This is a genomic window from Streptomyces sp. NPDC001480 (assembly GCF_042894725.1).
Taxonomy (GTDB): Bacteria; Actinomycetota; Actinomycetes; order Streptomycetales; family Streptomycetaceae; genus Streptomyces.
Map to the genome: position 1 here is coordinate 572,311 of NZ_JBIAVX010000003.1, position 16,603 is coordinate 588,913.

The 16,603-nt window shown below is 71.0% G+C and carries 15 protein-coding genes; 11 read left to right on the forward strand and 4 right to left on the reverse strand.

Going from position 1 to position 16,603, the window contains the following annotated elements:
- Positions 1-9: 9 nt before the first annotated feature.
- A complete protein-coding gene (locus ACFY01_RS09910; RefSeq protein ID WP_390735169.1) occupies positions 10-900 on the reverse strand; it encodes a DUF72 domain-containing protein in 891 nt (296 codons plus the stop codon).
- A 166-nt stretch (positions 901-1,066) separates the two neighbouring features.
- On the opposite strand from ACFY01_RS09910, the gene ACFY01_RS09915 reads away from it, so the two are divergent.
- From ACFY01_RS09915 to ACFY01_RS09940, 6 genes are all read left to right on the forward strand, one after another.
- Positions 1,067-1,963, forward strand: a complete 897-nt coding sequence (locus ACFY01_RS09915) for an alkaline phosphatase family protein (protein WP_390735170.1) — start codon at positions 1,067-1,069, stop codon at positions 1,961-1,963.
- 1 nt (position 1,964) lies between these two features.
- The gene (locus ACFY01_RS09920; RefSeq protein ID WP_390735171.1) at positions 1,965-3,251 is read left to right on the forward strand and encodes an MFS transporter; all 1,287 of its coding nucleotides are present in this window, start codon (positions 1,965-1,967) and stop codon (positions 3,249-3,251) included.
- Positions 3,248-4,267 carry a TolB family protein gene (locus ACFY01_RS09925; RefSeq protein WP_390735172.1) on the forward strand — a complete coding sequence of 340 codons (1,020 nt, stop codon included), beginning with the start codon at positions 3,248-3,250 and terminating at the stop codon, positions 4,265-4,267. The genes ACFY01_RS09920 and ACFY01_RS09925 overlap by 4 nt, the downstream gene beginning before the upstream one ends.
- Before the next feature lie 117 nt (positions 4,268-4,384).
- A complete protein-coding gene (locus ACFY01_RS09930) occupies positions 4,385-5,260 on the forward strand; it encodes a helix-turn-helix domain-containing protein (RefSeq protein ID WP_390735173.1) in 876 nt (291 codons plus the stop codon).
- Positions 5,257-5,454, forward strand: a complete 198-nt coding sequence (locus tag ACFY01_RS09935) for a DUF397 domain-containing protein (protein ID WP_390735174.1) — start codon at positions 5,257-5,259, stop codon at positions 5,452-5,454. Before ACFY01_RS09930 ends, ACFY01_RS09935 begins: the two co-directional genes overlap by 4 nt.
- A 32-nt stretch (positions 5,455-5,486) precedes the next feature.
- The gene (locus ACFY01_RS09940; RefSeq protein ID WP_390735175.1) at positions 5,487-5,666 is read left to right on the forward strand and encodes a hypothetical protein; all 180 of its coding nucleotides are present in this window, start codon (positions 5,487-5,489) and stop codon (positions 5,664-5,666) included.
- Between the two features lie 193 nt (positions 5,667-5,859).
- On the opposite strand, the gene ACFY01_RS09945 is transcribed toward ACFY01_RS09940, so the two are convergent.
- Entirely contained in the window at positions 5,860-6,654 is a 795-nt protein-coding gene (locus tag ACFY01_RS09945) for an SDR family NAD(P)-dependent oxidoreductase (protein WP_390735176.1), read from the reverse strand.
- 242 nt (positions 6,655-6,896) lie between these two features.
- Between ACFY01_RS09945 and ACFY01_RS09950 the strand changes: the two genes are divergently transcribed.
- A complete protein-coding gene (locus tag ACFY01_RS09950; RefSeq protein WP_390735177.1) occupies positions 6,897-9,272 on the forward strand; it encodes an Orn/Lys/Arg decarboxylase N-terminal domain-containing protein in 2,376 nt (791 codons plus the stop codon).
- Between the two features lie 271 nt (positions 9,273-9,543).
- On the opposite strand, the gene glnA is transcribed toward ACFY01_RS09950, so the two are convergent.
- Positions 9,544-10,905: a type I glutamate--ammonia ligase gene (glnA, locus tag ACFY01_RS09955; protein ID WP_361437730.1), complete on the reverse strand. Its 1,362-nt coding sequence runs from the start codon at positions 10,903-10,905 to the stop codon at positions 9,544-9,546.
- A 380-nt stretch (positions 10,906-11,285) separates the two neighbouring features.
- On the opposite strand from glnA, the gene ACFY01_RS09960 reads away from it, so the two are divergent.
- Positions 11,286-12,473: a globin domain-containing protein gene (locus ACFY01_RS09960; RefSeq protein WP_390735178.1), complete on the forward strand. Its 1,188-nt coding sequence runs from the start codon at positions 11,286-11,288 to the stop codon at positions 12,471-12,473.
- A gap of 29 nt (positions 12,474-12,502) precedes the next feature.
- Here the strand turns inward: ACFY01_RS09960 and ACFY01_RS09965 are convergent, their stop codons facing one another.
- A complete protein-coding gene (locus ACFY01_RS09965) occupies positions 12,503-12,943 on the reverse strand; it encodes an RrF2 family transcriptional regulator (RefSeq protein WP_390735179.1) in 441 nt (146 codons plus the stop codon).
- 146 nt (positions 12,944-13,089) lie between these two features.
- On the opposite strand from ACFY01_RS09965, the gene ACFY01_RS09970 reads away from it, so the two are divergent.
- From ACFY01_RS09970 to ACFY01_RS09980, 3 genes are all read left to right on the forward strand, one after another.
- A complete protein-coding gene (locus ACFY01_RS09970; protein ID WP_390735180.1) occupies positions 13,090-13,764 on the forward strand; it encodes a DUF3105 domain-containing protein in 675 nt (224 codons plus the stop codon).
- The gene (locus ACFY01_RS09975) at positions 13,764-14,387 is read left to right on the forward strand and encodes a DUF305 domain-containing protein (RefSeq protein WP_390735181.1); all 624 of its coding nucleotides are present in this window, start codon (positions 13,764-13,766) and stop codon (positions 14,385-14,387) included. The genes ACFY01_RS09970 and ACFY01_RS09975 overlap by 1 nt, the downstream gene beginning before the upstream one ends.
- A 219-nt stretch (positions 14,388-14,606) precedes the next feature.
- On the forward strand, positions 14,607-16,547 hold the full coding sequence (locus tag ACFY01_RS09980) for a protease pro-enzyme activation domain-containing protein (protein WP_390735182.1): 1,941 nt from the start codon (positions 14,607-14,609) through the stop codon (positions 16,545-16,547).
- Positions 16,548-16,603: the final 56 nt, after the last annotated feature.

Sequence of the window (16,603 nt, forward strand, 5' to 3'; positions counted from 1 at the left end):
CGCACCGGCTCAGCGGCAGTAGTCGTTCAGCTGCCGGCGGACCTGGTGGGGGACCGTCGCGGCGAGCAGGTCGTGCATGGTCCGCGCCGCCCTGACCGCCGCGTCGGCGCAGCAGTTGTTGAACAGGACGTGGACACGGTCGGTGCGGTCGGCCAGGGCGCGAATGCGTGGCAGCCACTCCCCCAGTTCACCCTCGGTGTAGGCATGCCGGAAGCGGTCCTCCTTCGTCCCCGTCCCCCAGTGCGGGCTGCGCCCGTGGAACCGGACGACGGAGAGCCGGGACGTGGTGGCGGGCGCCACCGGAGGCATGGAGGTGGGCAGCCCCGCCACCGTGTCGACCGCCACGGCGGTGGCGTCCAGGTCGGCGAGGAGGGCGGCCGTGGAGCGCACACGCTCCTCCCGCCACCACCCGGGGTGGCGGAACTCGACGGCGAACGGCCAGTCGCGGGCACGCTCACGGGCCGCCCGGACGATGCCCTCGGCGCCGGGGCCGGGGGCGAGGGAGGGCGGGTACTGGAAGAGCAGCGTCCCAAGCCGGCCCGCACGCCGCAGCGGCTCCACCGCCTCCGCGAACCGGTCCCACACCTCGTCCAGCAGACCCTCGTCGCGGGCGTGCCCCCGTAAGTCCGCGGGCAGCGCGGCCGGACGCGTTGGGTGCCCGGTCAGCAGGGAGAACGCCTTGACGTCGAAGACGAAGCCGTCCGGGGTGCGCTCCACCCACAGCCGGCTGGTGCGGACGCTCGGCAGGGCGTAGTACGCCGAGTCCACCTCGACCACCGGAAACCGCTCGGCGTAGTACCGCAGCCGCCCCTCCGCGTCGCGCCGCCCCCGCGGGTACCACCCGCTCGTCACCAGCGCACGGTCCGTCCACGAACACGTCCCCACCAGGATCTCCGCCATGGGCGCGTGAGTACCCAGGAGTGCGGGGGTCAGTGCGCGGGGCGACGTCACGGCAGCAGTTCACTCGATCTTCACCCACCGTGCCGGATGCCGTGACGCGGGGTAACGTTGGCGTGCGCATGCTCTGACCGCACCGCCAGCCCCGCTCCCCCCTCCGGAGGTTGATGTGTCCGGCAGTTCTGCCAAGTCCGCGTACCGCCGTGCCCGTACCGCCGTGGCATCGGCAACCGCCTTCACCGCGGCCGCGATCGGGCTGTGGACCGGGCTCGGCGGCGGCTCCGCGCACGCCGCGGGCGCCGTACCGGCCCCCGACCACGTGATCGTCGTGGTCATGGAGAACCACGCCTACAGCCAGGTCATCGGCTCCTCCAGCGCCCCGTACATCAACTCGCTCAAGACCGGCGGCGCGAACCTCACCCAGTCCTACGCCATCACCCACCCGAGCCAGCCGAACTACTTCGCCCTCTTCTCCGGCTCCACCCAGGGCATCACCGACGACAGCTGCTACACCCCCGGCTTCTCCTCGGCCGCCAACCTGGCCTCCGAGCAGCTCGCCGCGGGCCGCACCTGGGCCAGCTACAACGAGACGCTGCCCAGCCAGGGCTCGACGACGTGCAGCAGCGGCAACTACGCGCGCAAGCACAACCCGTGGTTCGGCTTCAGCAACGTACCCACCTCGTCGGCCAAGACCTTCGCGCAGTTCCCGACCGACTACTCCACCCTCCCCCAACTCTCCTTCGTGGTCCCGAACCTGTGCAGCGACATGCACGACTGCTCGGTGTCCACCGGCGACACCTGGCTGAAGAACAACCTGGGCGCCTACGCCACCTGGGCCAAGACCCACAACAGCCTCCTGGTCGTCACCTTCGACGAGGACAACCGGCTCAGCGGCAACCGCATCCCGACCGTCCTGTACGGCCAGCCGGTGACGGCCGGTTCGTCGTCCGCCACGACGTACAACCACTACGACCTGCTGCGCACCCTGGAGGACACCCAGGGTCTGACCGCGCACGCGGGCAACGCCGCCTCCGCCAAGGACATCACCGGGATCTGGGCGTCCTGAGGTGTACGTAGCGGACAGCCGCGCGAGCAACCCCGGCGCGCCGGCGTCCGCGAACGGTGCCGTCCGGCCTCCCGCCGGGCGGCGCCGTGCCGCGGTCGCCCCCACGGTGCTCGCGCTGGGCACGGTCAGCCTGGTCACCGACGTGTCGTCCGAGATGGTCACGGCGGTGCTGCCGCTGTACCTGGTGACGGGCCTCGGCCTCTCCCCCCTGGGCTTCGGGCTCCTGGACGGCATCTACAACGGCTTCTCGGCGCTCGTCCGGCTGGCCGGCGGCCACCTCGCCGACCGGGGCGGGGGCCGCCACAAGTGGGTGGCGGGCGCGGGATACGCCCTCTCGGCGCTATGCAAGCCCATGCTGCTGCTCGCCCACACCCTCACCCCCATCGGCCTGATCCTCGCCGCCGACCGCACCGGCAAGGGCCTGCGCACCGCCCCGCGCGACGCGCTGATCTCCCTGTCGTCCACACCGGAGACCCGCGGCCGGTCCTTCGGCATGCACCGCGCGATGGACACGGCGGGCGCGCTGCTCGGCCCGCTGGTCGCCTTCCTGATCCTGCGGGCGACGGTGGACGGCTACGACGCGGTGTTCACGGTGAGCTTCTGCGTGGCGGTGCTGGGCGTCCTGGTGCTGGTGCTGTTCGTACCGGGCGGCAGGAGCCGGCCGACCCCGGCCGGGCAGCGCCCGACCCTACGGGCGGCCCTCGCCCTGCTCCGCCACCGCGACCTGCGCCGCCTCACGGTGTGCGCCCTGCTGCTGGGCCTGGCCACGGTCAGCGACTCCTTCGTCTACCTGCTGCTCCAGCGCAGGCTCGGCGTCCCCGACCGCTGGTTCGCGCTGCTCCCGCTGGGCACGGCGGCGGCGTTCCTGCTGCTGGCGGTGCCGCTGGGCCGGCTCGCGGACCGGGTGGGCCGCTGGCGGATCTTCCTGGCGGGCCACGGCGCGCTGCTCCTCGCGTACGGGCTGCTGCTCGGCTCCTGGCGCGGCGCGGTGCTGCCGTACGCGGTCCTCCTGCTGCACGGCACCTTCTACGCGGCCACCGACGGCGTCCTCATGGCGGCCGCCTCGGACAGCGTGCCGGAGGCCCTGCGCTCCTCGGGCCTGGCCCTGGTCCAGACGGGCCAGGCACTGACCCGTTTCGCCTGCTCCCTCGGCTTCGGCGCGGCCTGGACGCTGTGGGGCGACCGCACGGCGCTGGCGGCGGCGACGGCGGCCCTCGCGATGTGCGCCGCCTTCTCCTTCACCCTCCGCCCGAACACCCCCCGCCCGAAAGGCACGTCAACGGCATGACGGTACGCAACCGCATCCTGGTGCTGCTCTCGGCCCTCGCCGTGCTGGCGGGGGTCGCCGCGGCCGCCGTCCTCCACGCGTCGGCCCGCGCGGACCGCCGCGACCACACGCAGGCGGGCGGCCCGAAGGTCACGTCCGGGACGGTGACCCTCACCCGGCCGGACCGCATGGTCTTCCGCAACATGGCCTGGGGCCCGCACCGCGACGAGCTGACCACGGTCCCCGCCTCCGACCCGTCCGGCCCCCGCACCGCCTCGGGCGTCAAGTGCCTGCGTTTCTACGCCGCTTCCGGCACCGGCGTATGCCTCCAGGCGGTGCACGGCCCGGTGTCGGACACGTACCGGGCGGTGATCCTGGACGCCCACCTGAAAGCGACGGCCCGCTACGACGTCCCCGGCATCCCCTCCCGGGCCAGGGTCTCCCCGTCCGGCCACTTCGCCGCCTGGACGGCATTCGTGGGCGGCGACTCGTACGCGGGCACGAACTTCTCGACCCGCGCGGCGATCGTAGACACCCGCACGGGGAAGCTGATCCCGACGCTTGAATCCTTCCGCGTCATAAAGGACGGCCACACGTACCGGGCGGCGGACGTGAACTTCTGGGGCGTCACGTTCGCGTCCGACGACCGTACCTTCTACGCGACGCTGGCGACGAAGGGTAGGACGTACCTGGTCCGGGGCGACCTTCGGACGCACACGCTCACCACCCTCCACACCGACGTGGAATGCCCGTCCCTCTCCCCCGACGGCACCCGCATCGCCTACAAGAAGCGCGTGAAGGGCCGCTCCAAAGACGCCCCTTGGCGCCTGTACGTCCTGGACCTCGGCACCATGCGCGAGACCCCGCTCGCCGAGACCCGCAGCGTGGACGACCAGGCGGTCTGGAAGGACAACCACACGGTGGTGTACGCCCTGCCGGGCGACTACGGCGCCGACCTGTACGAGATGCCCGCGGACGGCACGGGCGAGCCGCGCCGCATCAGCACGTCGGCGGTGTCCCCGGCCTACCTGGGGTGAGGCCAGGGCTGGTGTCACCCGATGGCGTGCCGCGAGGTTCGTTCACCTCACCGGGCCTCTCCTGAATGCCTAGCGTGAGCCACGTCGCGATACGACGCGTACGGCGAAGGGGTGCGGATGTCGGTGGACGGCGAGGCGGTACGGCTCAGGAGTGAGGCGGACGAGCCGGGGTGGGAGGTGGACCCGGAAGACGAATGGGGTGTGGCCGTAGTAGCCACGGTAGGGCGGCAGTTGAAGCTGCGGCGGGAGGCCGTGGGGATGCGGGCGGCCGACTTCGGGACGGCGGTCGGGTACGGGGAGGACCTCGTCTACAAGATCGAGGGTGGGAAGCGGATTCCCCGGCCCGAGTACCTGGAGAAGGCGGACGAGGTACTCGGGGCGGGTGGGCTGCTCGCCGCGATGAAAGAGGACGTGGCGAAGGTTCGTTATCCGAAGAAGGTCCGGGAGTTGGCGAAGCTGGAGGGCAACGCGGTCGAGATCGGGCTGTACAGCAACCACAACATCCACGGCCTGCTCCGGACCGAGGAACACATGCGCGCACTGTTCGACGTCTGGCTACCCGCCCACACGGAAGAGGACACCGAGCGCATGGTGGCTGCCCGGCTGGCCCGGCGCGCAGTCTTCGAGAAGTCACCGGCACCCGCCCTCAGTTTCGTGCAGGAGGAAGTGACGCTCCGCCGTCCCGTCGGAGGCACAATGGTGTGGCGACGACAGCTCGAACGACTGCTGGAGCTGGGGAAGTTGCGGCACGTGACGATTCAGGTGATGCCGACCGGCTCCGAGGATCATTGCGGTACGGGCGGGTTGATCGAGGTGCTGAAATTCCCCGACGGCACTGCGGTGGGGCGCTCCGACGGAGCGTTCAGCGGGCGGCCGGTGACCGATCCGAAGCAGCTGAGGATCCTTGAGCTGCGCTATGGCATGATCCGCGCCCAAGCCCTCACGCCCCGCGAGTCGCGAGCCTTCATCGAGCAGATGCTGGGAGAGACATGATCCGCGATCTGACCTGGTTCAAAAGCAGCTACAGCAGCAGCGGTGACGGCAACGACTGCGTCGAGATCGCCATAGCCTCCGGCACCGTCCACGTCCGCGACTCCAAGACTCCGCACGGCCCCCGACTCACCGTGACGCCAGCGGCCTGGGCCGGCTTTCTGCCCCTCGCGGAAGACCGTCCTACGCTGGTGTAGGGGCCACCGCGGCGCGGCCGACATCGCGGGGCGTGGACGGAGCACGGCTGGACACGGCGTGCCCCAGGTACTACGGCGCCGCGTGCGTCCGCACGGGGTACGCGCACATGGAGCTCACCTGGACCGGCCCGGCCTCGCTGCGGGTGACGATGGATACTCCCCAGCTGGACTGGACCCTCACGGCCACCTCGACCCGCTCCTGGACCTTCTGAACACCGTCAGCGCGGCGCTGCCGCTGTCCACCTGGTGCACTCCTGCCTGGCTCCGTGCACGGCAGCGGCTGGCCCGCGCGCTGGGGATGTCATGCCGAGCGGCCACAGGGGGACGGTCATGCCCCAGCCGGTCTACTTCGTCGAAACGCTCCGAGACCGCCCTGCGGTCCTGGTAGTACCTGGTCCCAGGCGATCACACCGTCTTGACCTGGCCACCGTCGATGGTGAACTCGGCTCCTGTGATGTTGCCGGCGAGCGGCGAGGCGAGGAAGAGAGCCAGATCGGCGACTTCGTGAGGTTCGGTGACCCGCCCGGTGGAAATGCCCATGCTCTGCGGCACGACCACGTCGATGGCTTCCTGAGCGGTGGTGCCGGCCTGGGCAGCCGTCGCATCGGCGAAGCCACCCGGGGCGGTCCAGAAGGGGGTGCGGACGGGCCCTGGGGCGATCGCGTTGACCCGGACGCCTCGCGGGGCGAACTCCTCCGACAGCGACTTGGTCAGGCTGCTCAGCCCGGCCTTGGCCGCGGAGTAGTCCACGACCATGGGGAAGGGCAGGCGCGCGTTGATGGAGCTGATGTTGATGATGGCGCCGCCGTCCGCGTCCAGCAGGTGAGGAAGCGCCGCGCGACTGGTGCGGACCGCGCTGAACAGGGTCAGGTCGAAGATCCGCTGCCACTCGGCATCGTCGATGTCGAGGAAGCTCGGACGGGACGTCGCGGCTCCCAGGTTGTTGACCAGGATGTCGACCCCGCCGTACTGCTCCACCGCGAGCCGGACGAGCGCGTCCGGTCCGTCGGCGGTGGACAGGTCGACCGGGACCGCAGTGACGCCGTGGTTCTCATGGAGCGCTTGGAGCTCGGGAGTGACGCTCCGGCTGCCGGCGACGACGTGGGCGCCTTCCCGGGCGAACGCGTCGGCGATGGCGAGGCCGATGCCCTTGCTAGCCCCGGTGACGACGGCGACCTTGTCCTTGAGCTGGAGATCCATGGCGCTCCTTCTCCGAGTCGATCACCGCATACGTCGAGCGTACGCGGAACGGACGCCACCGGCTCGACCGACGGTTCGCGGCCGTCGGCCCCGGCCTCCGCCCCATGCGGCCGAGACACAGGTCAACACCCGGACAGCGGTTTCCGTCCCCGGAGTGGTTTGCCGCTCCGCCCGCCGTCTGCGGCACCGGTGCCACCGGACACTCGGCGCGGAGGCGGCGCGGGCCGCCGGAAGGGGGCGGCATGGCCGAGAACAGGATCCTGGTCGCGGTGCGGGAGCATCCTCGGGACGAGTGCGCCGGGGCCGAGCAGTTGCGGAAGATCCGGGACGCGGTCGAGACGGGTGGCTTCGGAGTCCGCTGGGCGGTCACCGCCGCCGACGCGGAGGCGGTGCTGCGCACCGAGGCCGGGCTGGCCGCGGCGCTGGTGGCCTGGGACCTGCCCGGGGACGGCGGCGGCGAGGGCCCTGGCGGGGCCGCCGTCCTGCGGCGGATCGGCCGCCGGTTCCAGGACCTGCCCGTGTTCCTGGTCATGGCGGACGACGGCGTGCGGGACCTGCCCCTGTGGGTGTCGGAGTCGGTGGTCGGTTATGTCTGGCCGCTGGAGGACACTCCGGGTTTCATCGCGGGCCGGGTCACGACCGCTGCCCGTGCCTACCGGGAGGCGGTTCTGCCGCCGTTCTTCCGGGCCCTGCGCCGCTTCGACGACGCGCACGAGTACTCGTGGCACACCCCGGCCCACTCCGGCGGCGTCGCGTTCCTCAAGTCACCCGCCGGGCGGGCCTTCCACGACTACTTCGGTGAGCGCCTGCTGCGCAGCGACCTGTCGATCTCGGTCGAGGAGCTCGGCTCGCTGTTCGAGCACACGGGCCCGATCGGCGAGGCGGAGCGGAACGCCGCCCGGGTCTTCGGCGCCGACCTCACCTACTTCGTGCTGCACGGCGACTCCACCTGCAACCGGCTGGTCGGCCACTTCAGCGTGACGCGCGACGAGATCGCGCTGGTGGACCGCAACTGCCACAAGTCGGTGCTGCACGGCCTCGTCGTCTCCGGCGCCCGCCCCGTCTACCTGATCCCCACCCGCAACGGTTACGGCCTGGCGGGCCCGCTGCCCCCGGCTGAGCTGGACGCCGGTGCGGTGGCGGACCGGATCGCCACGCACCCGCTCGCGGCGGGGGCCGTCTCGTCGCACGCCCAGTACGCGGTGTTCACCAACTCCACGTACGACGGCCTGTGTTACGACGCGGTGGCGACGGCAAGGGCGTTCGCGCCCAGCACGCCCCGCCTCCACTTCGACGAGGCCTGGTTCGCGTACGCCCGCTTCCACCCTCTCTACGCGGGCCGCTACGGCATGTCGGTGGACGAGGACGCCTTCCCGGGACCGGACCGGCCCACGGTCTTCGCCACCCAGTCCACGCACAAGCTGCTGGCCGCGCTCTCGCAGAGCGCCATGGTGCACGTCCGGCCCGCGCCCCGGGCACCGGTGGAGCACGACCGGTTCAACGAGGCGCTGATGATGCACGGCACCACGTCCCCGCTGTATCCGATGATCGCCTCGCTGGACGTGGCCACCGCCATGATGGACGGGCCGCAGGGCCGGTGGCTGGTCGACGAGGCGGTGACCGAGGCGGTCCGCTTCCGCCAGGAGATGGTGCGCGTCGGGCGGCGCATCGAGGCCGCCGGGGACCGGCCGCCGTGGTTCTTCGGCGTGTGGCAGCCCGAGGCGGTGACGGACCCGGCGAGCGGCAAACGCCTCCCCTTCGACGAGGCACCGGCCGAACTGCTGTCCACCGAGCCGTCCTGCTGGACCCTGGAGCCGGGCGCCGACTGGCACGGCTTCCCCGGGCTGACCGAAGGCCACTGCATGCTGGACCCGATCAAGGTCACCCTGACCTGCCCGGGGATCAGCGCCACCGGCGAGATGACGGACACCGGCATCCCGGCCCGCGTCCTGACCGCCTACCTGGCCACCCGCAACATCGTCGTGGAGAAGACGGACAGCTACACCACGCTGGTGCTGTTCTCGATGGGCATCACCAAGGGCAAGTGGGGCACTCTGCTGGACGCCCTGATGGACTTCAAGGCGCTGTACGACGGCGCGGCCCGGCTGGACCGCGTACTTCCCGCACTCACCGCCCGGCACGCTCGCCGGTACGCCGGCCTGACGCTCCCCGAGCTGTGCCAGGAGATGCACGACCACCTGCGCTCGGTCCGCCTGGTGGAGTTGCTGGACACCGCCTTCCAGCAGCTGCCGGAGCCGGTGGCCCCACCCCAGCTCTGCTACCAGCGCCTGGTACGCGGCGGCACCGAACGCGTCCGCCTGGCCGACGCGGCGGACCGGATCGCCGCGGCCATGGTCACCGTCACCCCGCCGGGAATCCCGGTCCTGATGCCCGGCGAGAACACCGGCACCGCCGACGGCCCACTGCTCCGCTACCTCACCGCCCTGGAGTCCTTCGACCGCCGCTTCCCGGGCTTCGCCAGCGAAACCCACGGCGTCACGGTCGACGACGCCACCGGCGACTACCTGATCGAGTGCCTGCGCCCGGAGCAGTACCCTCACCGAGCCACCACCCCGGCCCAACGCCACGCCCCCGAGCCGGTCCACTCGCCCCGCTGAGAACGCCGAAGGGCCGACGGTTCACGACCGTCGGCCCCCTCCGCAGGGATCCGCCCGCACCGGCCCCTACAGCACCGGATCACTTATTGTCGGCCCGCAACAGATGTCCGACAGAGCGGGAGCGCTCTAGGAGGCGCCGCCGACAAGACTGCTGTAGCCATGGCAGCGCTCCTGGCGCTGACACCCAGGACCGTGAGACGCCGTGAGGCCGACGGTTCACGACCGTCGGCCTCACGGGATCGTATGGGCGGAAGCCCCCTCCGACCTGCGCCTACAGCACCGGCAGGTTCTTCCGGAGCTCGAACGCCGTCACCTCGGAGCGGTACTCCTCCCACTCCTGGCGCTTGTTGCGGAGGAAGAAGTCGAAGACGTGTTCGCCGAGGGTCTCGGCGACCAGGTCGCTGTTCTCCATGAGGGTGAGGGCCTCGCCGAGGTTCTGCGGGAGGGGTTCGATGCCCATGGCGCGGCGCTCGGCGTTGGAGAGGGCCCAGACGTCGTCCTCGGCGCCGGGCGGGAGCTCGTAGCCCTCCTCGATGCCCTTGAGGCCGGCGGCCAGCAGCAGCGCGTACGCCAGGTACGGGTTCGCGCCGGAGTCCAGGGAGCGGACCTCCACGCGCGCGGAGCCGGTCTTGCCGGGCTTGTACATCGGGACGCGGACGAGGGCCGAGCGGTTGTTGTGGCCCCAGCAGATGTAGGAGGGGGCCTCGCCGCCGGCGCCCGCGGTGCGCTCGGAGCCGCCCCAGATGCGCTTGTAGGAGTTGACCCACTGGTTGGTGACCGCGGAGATCTCCGCCGCGTGCTTGAGCAGGCCCGCGATGAAGGAGCGGCCGACCTTGGAGAGCTGGTACTCCGCCCCCGACTCGTAGAAGGCGTTGCGGTCGCCCTCGAAGAGCGAGAGGTGCGTGTGCATGCCCGAGCCCGGGTGCTCCGAGAACGGCTTCGGCATGAAGGTGGCCTGGACGCCCTGCTCCAGCGCCACCTGCTTCATGACCAGGCGGAACGTCATGATGTTGTCCGCCGTGGAGAGCGCGTCGGCGTAGCGGAGGTCGATCTCCTGCTGGCCCGGGGCGCCCTCGTGGTGGGAGAACTCCACCGAGATGCCCATCGACTCCAGCATGGTGATCGCCTGGCGGCGGAAGTCCATGCCGATGTTCTGCGGGGTGTGGTCGAAGTAGCCGGAGTTGTCGGCGGGGGTGGGGCGGGAGCCGTCGAGGGGGCGGTCCTTCAGCAGGAAGAACTCGATCTCGGGGTGGGTGTAGAAGGTGAAGCCCAGGTCGGAGGTGCGGGCGAGGGCGCGCTTGAGGACGTAGCGCGGGTCCGCGAAGGACGGGGAGCCGTCCGGCATGAGGATGTCGCAGAACATGCGGGCGGTGCCGGGGGCCTCGGCGCGCCAGGGCAGGACCTGGAAGGTGGAGGGGTCCGGCTTGGCGATCATGTCGGACTCGTAGACCCGGGCGAAGCCCTCGATGGCGGAGCCGTCGAAGCCGATGCCCTCGTCGAAGGCCTGTTCCAGCTCGGCGGGGGCCACGGCCACGGACTTGAGGAAGCCCAGCACGTCCGTGAACCACAGGCGTACGAACCGGATGTCGCGCTCCTCCAACGTCCGGAGTACGAACTCCTGCTGCTTGTCCATCTTCCGCTTCCCCATCCTTGCTGGTCAGGCCGCCTGTCCCCGGTCCCACGGGAGGCGGTCGGGCACCTGAGCATCCCACCACAACACCATTTCACGCGTGTTGCCGACCTTGATCGTCCGACAGTCCACGGTCTGAACGCCTCGCGTACGGCGGATGTACTGCTCTTCGCCCATCTTGCCTGCTCGCACCGACATCCGTAATGGCCCGTCCGCTTCCGGCCCGTTCCCGTCCGCTTCCGGCCGGCTCCCGGTCCGCCGCCCTGCGGCTGCCGCGTGAGCGACGCCACGCTCCTTTAATTTGCATCTCAGATGCAAGTTTCATTAGCGTCCTGATCAGTGCCGGGCCCGCCTCGGGCCCGACGAGCCACGAGGAGTCCGTCATGCTCTCCGAGCAGTCCGCAGCCACCGTCCGCGCCACGCTCCCCGTCGTCGGCGCCGCCATCGGCGAGATCACCGAGCGCTTCTACGCCGGCCTCTTCGCCGCCCACCCGGAACTGCTGCGCGACCTGTTCAACCGCGGCAACCAGGCCGCCGGCACCCAGCGCCAGGCCCTCGCCGGCTCCATCGCCGCCTTCGCCACGTACCTCGTGGACCACCCGGACCAGCGGCCGGACGCGATGCTGGGCCGCATCGCCCACAAGCACGCCTCCCTCGGCGTCGCGCCCGAGCAGTACACGGTCGTCCACGAGCACCTCTTCGCCGCCATCGTCGAGGTCCTCGGCGAGGCCGTCACGCCCGAGGTCGCCGCCGCCTGGGACGAGGTGTACTGGCTGATGGCGAACGCCCTCATCGCCATCGAGAAGCGGCTGTACGAGGAGAGCGGCAGCCGCGGGTGGCGGGAGTGGGAGGTCGTCGAGCGCGTCGCCGAGACCGCCGACGTCGTCACCTTCCGGCTGCGCCCGGTGGACGGCGGACCGGTGCGGGACTTCCGCGCGGGACAGTACGTCTCGGTCGGCGTGGTGCTGCCCGACGGGGCCCGGCAGATCCGGCAGTACAGCCTCTCCGGTGCGCCGGGGACGACGGTGCGGCAGATCAGCGTGAAGGCGGTGCGCGGCGGCGCCGGCCCCGACGGCGAGGTCTCGGGCCACCTCCACGCGCGCGTGCGCGAGGGCGACGTCCTCCAGCTGTCCGAGCCGTACGGCGACCTCGTCCTGGACGACGCCACGGACACCCCCCTGCTGCTCGCCTCCGCCGGCATCGGCGTGACCCCGATGGTCGCGATGCTGGCGCGGCTGGCGGAGACCGGCCACCGTGCCCCGGTCACCGTCGTGCACGGCGACCGCTCCCCCGCCGACCACGCCCTGCGCGCCGACCACGAGGCGTTCGTGGCGAAGCTCCCGGACGCGGCGGCGCACTTCTGGTACGAGGAGCAGGCCCCGGCGAACGGGCGGTCCGGGCTGGTGGACCTGGGCGACATCGCCGTACCGGAGGGCACGCGCGCGTACCTGTGCGGCCCGCTCCCCTTCATGCGCGCGGTCCGCACCCAGCTGATCGAGAAGGGCGTGGCCCCCGCCGACATCCACTACGAGGTCTTCGGCCCCGACCTGTGGCTGGCCCAGCAGGGCTGAGCCAGCCCCAACAGGGCTGAGTGGCACCCCTAGGGCCGGGTGATCTCCAGCAGGAGCGGTCCGGTCGGGGTGGCGACCATGTCCGCCACCGTGAGCGGGTCCAGCGTGGCGAAGAACGCCTCCTGGGCCCGCCGCAGTGCGCCGCGCAGGCGGCACGCGGAGCTCAGGGGGCAGGGCGCGGTGCCGCCCGCGCCCTCGCAGTCGACCACGTCGCCCACGCCCTCGAAGGCGCGCACCACCGCGCCCACCGACGCCGCGCGTCCCTCCTCGGTGAGCGCGAGCCCGCCGCCCCGGCCGCGCCGGGCGTTGACCAGGCCCATGTGCTGGAGTTCGGCGACGACCTTCGCCGCGTGGGTGTAGGGCACGTCCATGTCCTCCGCGACCTCCCGGGTCGTGGGGGTGGCCCCGTCCGCGACGGCGAGTCGCATGAGCATCCGCAGGGCGAGGTCGGTGGAGCGCAGCAGCCGCATACCAGCCAGCCTAGATAATGCGCATCCACCGTTCAAATTATCGGTTCCCTACCGTTTCCGCCGACCTCCCTACGGCCGGAAGGCCTCCCCCGACTACGATCAGCGAGCCCCACCCGTCCCTTTCCTTTCCCCAGAAGGACACCGTCATGGGTTCCGCGAAGAACACCGGCAACGCCGCGCGCAAGGCTCGAATAGAAGAGATGCGACGGGCGGAGCAGGCCCGCGAGCGGCGCAACCGGCTGCTCACCGTCGCCGCGAGCGTGGTCGTGGTCGCCGGTCTCGTGGTCGGCGGTGTCGTGCTGGTGCGCTCACAGTCGGACAGCGGCAAGGACTCGGCGAGCGGCTCCAAGAGCTCCGGGGACTCCGGCCACTTCACGACCGGCAAGGACGGCGTGCGGACCTGGTCGGGCAAGCTGTCGCGGACGCACGTCACCACGTCCGTGAAGTACCCGATGCACCCGCCCGTGGGCGGCAACCACAACCCGGTCTGGCTGAACTGCAACGGCAACGTCTACACCTCGCCGGTGAAGGACGAGAACGCCGTGCACGCGCTGGAGCACGGCGCGGTCTGGGTGACGTACACCGCCAAGGCGAAGAAGGCGGACGTGGACGCGCTCGCCGCCAAGGTGAAGCAGACGCCGTACACGCTGATGAGCCCGTACGAGAACCAGGCGGCGCCGCTGATGCTGTCGGCCTGGGGCCACCAGCTGACCGCGAAGAGCGCCGACGACCCGGCGGTGAACAAGTTCTTCGCCACCTACGTCCAGGGCGCGCAGACGCCCGAGCCGGGTGCCTCGTGCACCGGCGGGACGATGAAGTGATGCGGCTCGTCGGCTGGGTCGCGGGCGCCGCGGCGGCGGTGCTCGTCGCGGCCGGGGCGATCACGTACGCGGTGGCCGAGGACGGGGGCACCTCCGCGAGCACTCCGGGTGCGGAGTCGGCGGACGCGGGCTTCGCGCGGGACATGGCGGTCCATCACCAGCAGGCCGTCGAGATGTCGTACATCGTGCGCGACCGCACGAAGAACGAGGAAGTCCGGCGGCTCGCCTACGACATCGCGCAGACACAGGCCAACCAGCGCGGCATGCTGCTGGGCTGGCTCGACCTGTGGGGGCTGCCCAAGGTGTCGGCACATCCGCCGATGACCTGGATGGGCATGGGCGACATGCCGGCCGGCAAGGACGGCGCGCTGATGCCGGGCATGGCCACCAACACCGAGCTGAAGAAGCTCCAGGGCCTCAGCGGCAAGCAGGCCGAGGTCTTCTTCCTCCAGCTGATGACGGACCATCACAAGGGCGGCATCCACATGGCCGAGGGGTGCGTCGCGAAGTGCACCGTCGGGGTGGAGAAGAAGCTCGCGCAGGGCATGGTGGACGCGCAGCAGTCGGAGATCCAGCTGATGGCGGACATGCTCAAGGAGCGCGGGGCACAAGCGCGTTCTTAACACTCCCGCAAGGATGAAAGCCCCAAATCGCCCTTCCTTACGGTTACTTGGGTTTCTCTTGACTTTCGCGTTCCCCTGGCATGAACGGTTCATCGAAAGAGTGGCCCCCATCGTGTGATCCACCGGGCCGAACCGCCGCGGGCCCGGCGCGGATCGCCGATGACCAACCACACATGCCTACATGCGCCTCATATCGCGAGGAGCATCGCAGGGGGTTACATGAGATCCAACCGCGCCAACCTGCGCGCCGTGAGCCTGGCAGCGACACTGCCCATGCTCGCGGGTGCGCTGGCGCTCGGCATACCCGCGGCGCACGCCGCGGACAACCCGGGCCGGGACACGCTCGCGGGCACCAAGCCCGCCTGGGCCACGGCCAAGGCGGACAAGGGCTCCACGTCGAACAGCGCCCAGGTCAACGCCCGGGTGTACTTCGCCGGCCGCGACGCGTCCGGCCTCGCGGCCTACGCCAAGGCGGTGTCCGACCCGAGCTCGCCGCAGTACCGCAAGTACCTCAGCGCCAAGCAGGCCCAGGCCCGCTACGGTGCGACCAAGGCCCAGGTGGCCGCCGTCAAGTCCTGGCTGAAGTCGGCCGGGCTGAAGGTCACCGGGGTCACGCAGCACTACGTCTCCGTCACCGGTGACGTGGCCGCCGCCGAGAAGGCGTTCGGCACCCAGCTGCACAACTACGTCAAGGGCTCCAAGACCTACCGCGCGCCGTCGAAGACGGCCTCCGCGCCGGAGAGCCTGAAGGGCGCCGTCCTGACCGTCACCGGCCTGGACAACGCGCCGCACAAGGCGTCCCACGACGACCAGCTGCCCGGGCCGGGCACGGTGTTCAAGAACTCCGGGCCGTTCTCCTCGTACTACGGCTCGAACACCGCGAGCACGCTGCCCGACGCGTACGGCTCGAAGATCCCGTACGCCGTCAAGGGCTACACCGGCAAGCAGCTGCGGGCCGCCTACGGCGCCGGCAGCTACACGGGCAAGGGTGTCCGCGTCGCCATCACGGACGCGTTCGCCTCGCCGACCATCGCCTTCGACGCGCAGACCTACGCGAAGAAGCACGGCGACGCCGCCTGGAAGACCGGCCAGCTGAAGCAGGTGCTGCCCAAGAACTACACGCACACCGGCGCCGACGAGTGCGACGCCTCCGGCTGGTACGGCGAGGAGACCCTCGACGTCGAGGCCGTGCACGCGGTCGCGCCGGACGCCGACGTCACGTACGTGGGCGGCGCGTCCTGCCTGGACGACGACCTGCTCGACTCGCTCAGCAAGGTCGTCGACAACCACCTGGCCGACATCGTCTCCAACTCCTGGGGCGACATCGAGGCCAACCAGACGCCGGACCTGGCCGCGGCCTACGACCAGGTCTTCCAGTTCGGCGCGGTCGAGGGCATCGGCTTCTACTTCTCCTCCGGTGACAACGGCGACGAGGTCGCCAACACCGGTACGAAGCAGGTCGACACCCCGGCCAACTCGGCCTGGGTGACGGCGGTCGGCGGTACCTCGCTGGCGGTCGGCAAGGGCGACAAGTACCTGTGGGAGACCGGCTGGGGCACCGAGAAGGCCTCGCTGTCGGCCGACGGCAAGAGCTGGACGGGCTTCCCCGGCGCCTTCACCTCGGGTGCGGGCGGCGGCACCAGCAAGACCGTGGCCGAGCCCTTCTACCAGAAGAAGGTCGTCCCGGACTCGCTCGCCAAGGTCAACGGCGCCGCCGGCAACCGCGTCGTCCCGGACATCTCGGCGATCGCCGACCCGAACACCGGCTTCAAGGTCGGCCAGACCCAGACCTTCCCGGACGGGTCGGAGCAGTACAGCGAGTACCGCATCGGCGGCACCTCGCTGGCCGCGCCGGTGATCGCGGCCGTGCAGGCCCTCGCCCAGGAGGCCGGCGGCGGCAAGGCGCTCGGCTTCGCCAACCCGGCGATCTACGCCAAGTACGGGTCGAAGGTGTACCACGACGTCACCGACAACCCGACCGGCAAGGGCCTCGCGGTCGCCCGCGTGGACTTCGCCAACGGCTACGACGCCACCGGCGGCCTGCTGACCTCGGTCCGCAGCCTCGGCAAGGACAGCTCGCTGTCCGCGGTGAAGGGCTACGACGACGTGACCGGCGTGGGCTCGCCCGCGAACGGCTACGTGCAGTCGTACAAGAAGTGACGTACGGCCGGTAACGGCACCTGAGGGGCGCGGGATGTGATCATCCCGCGCCCCTT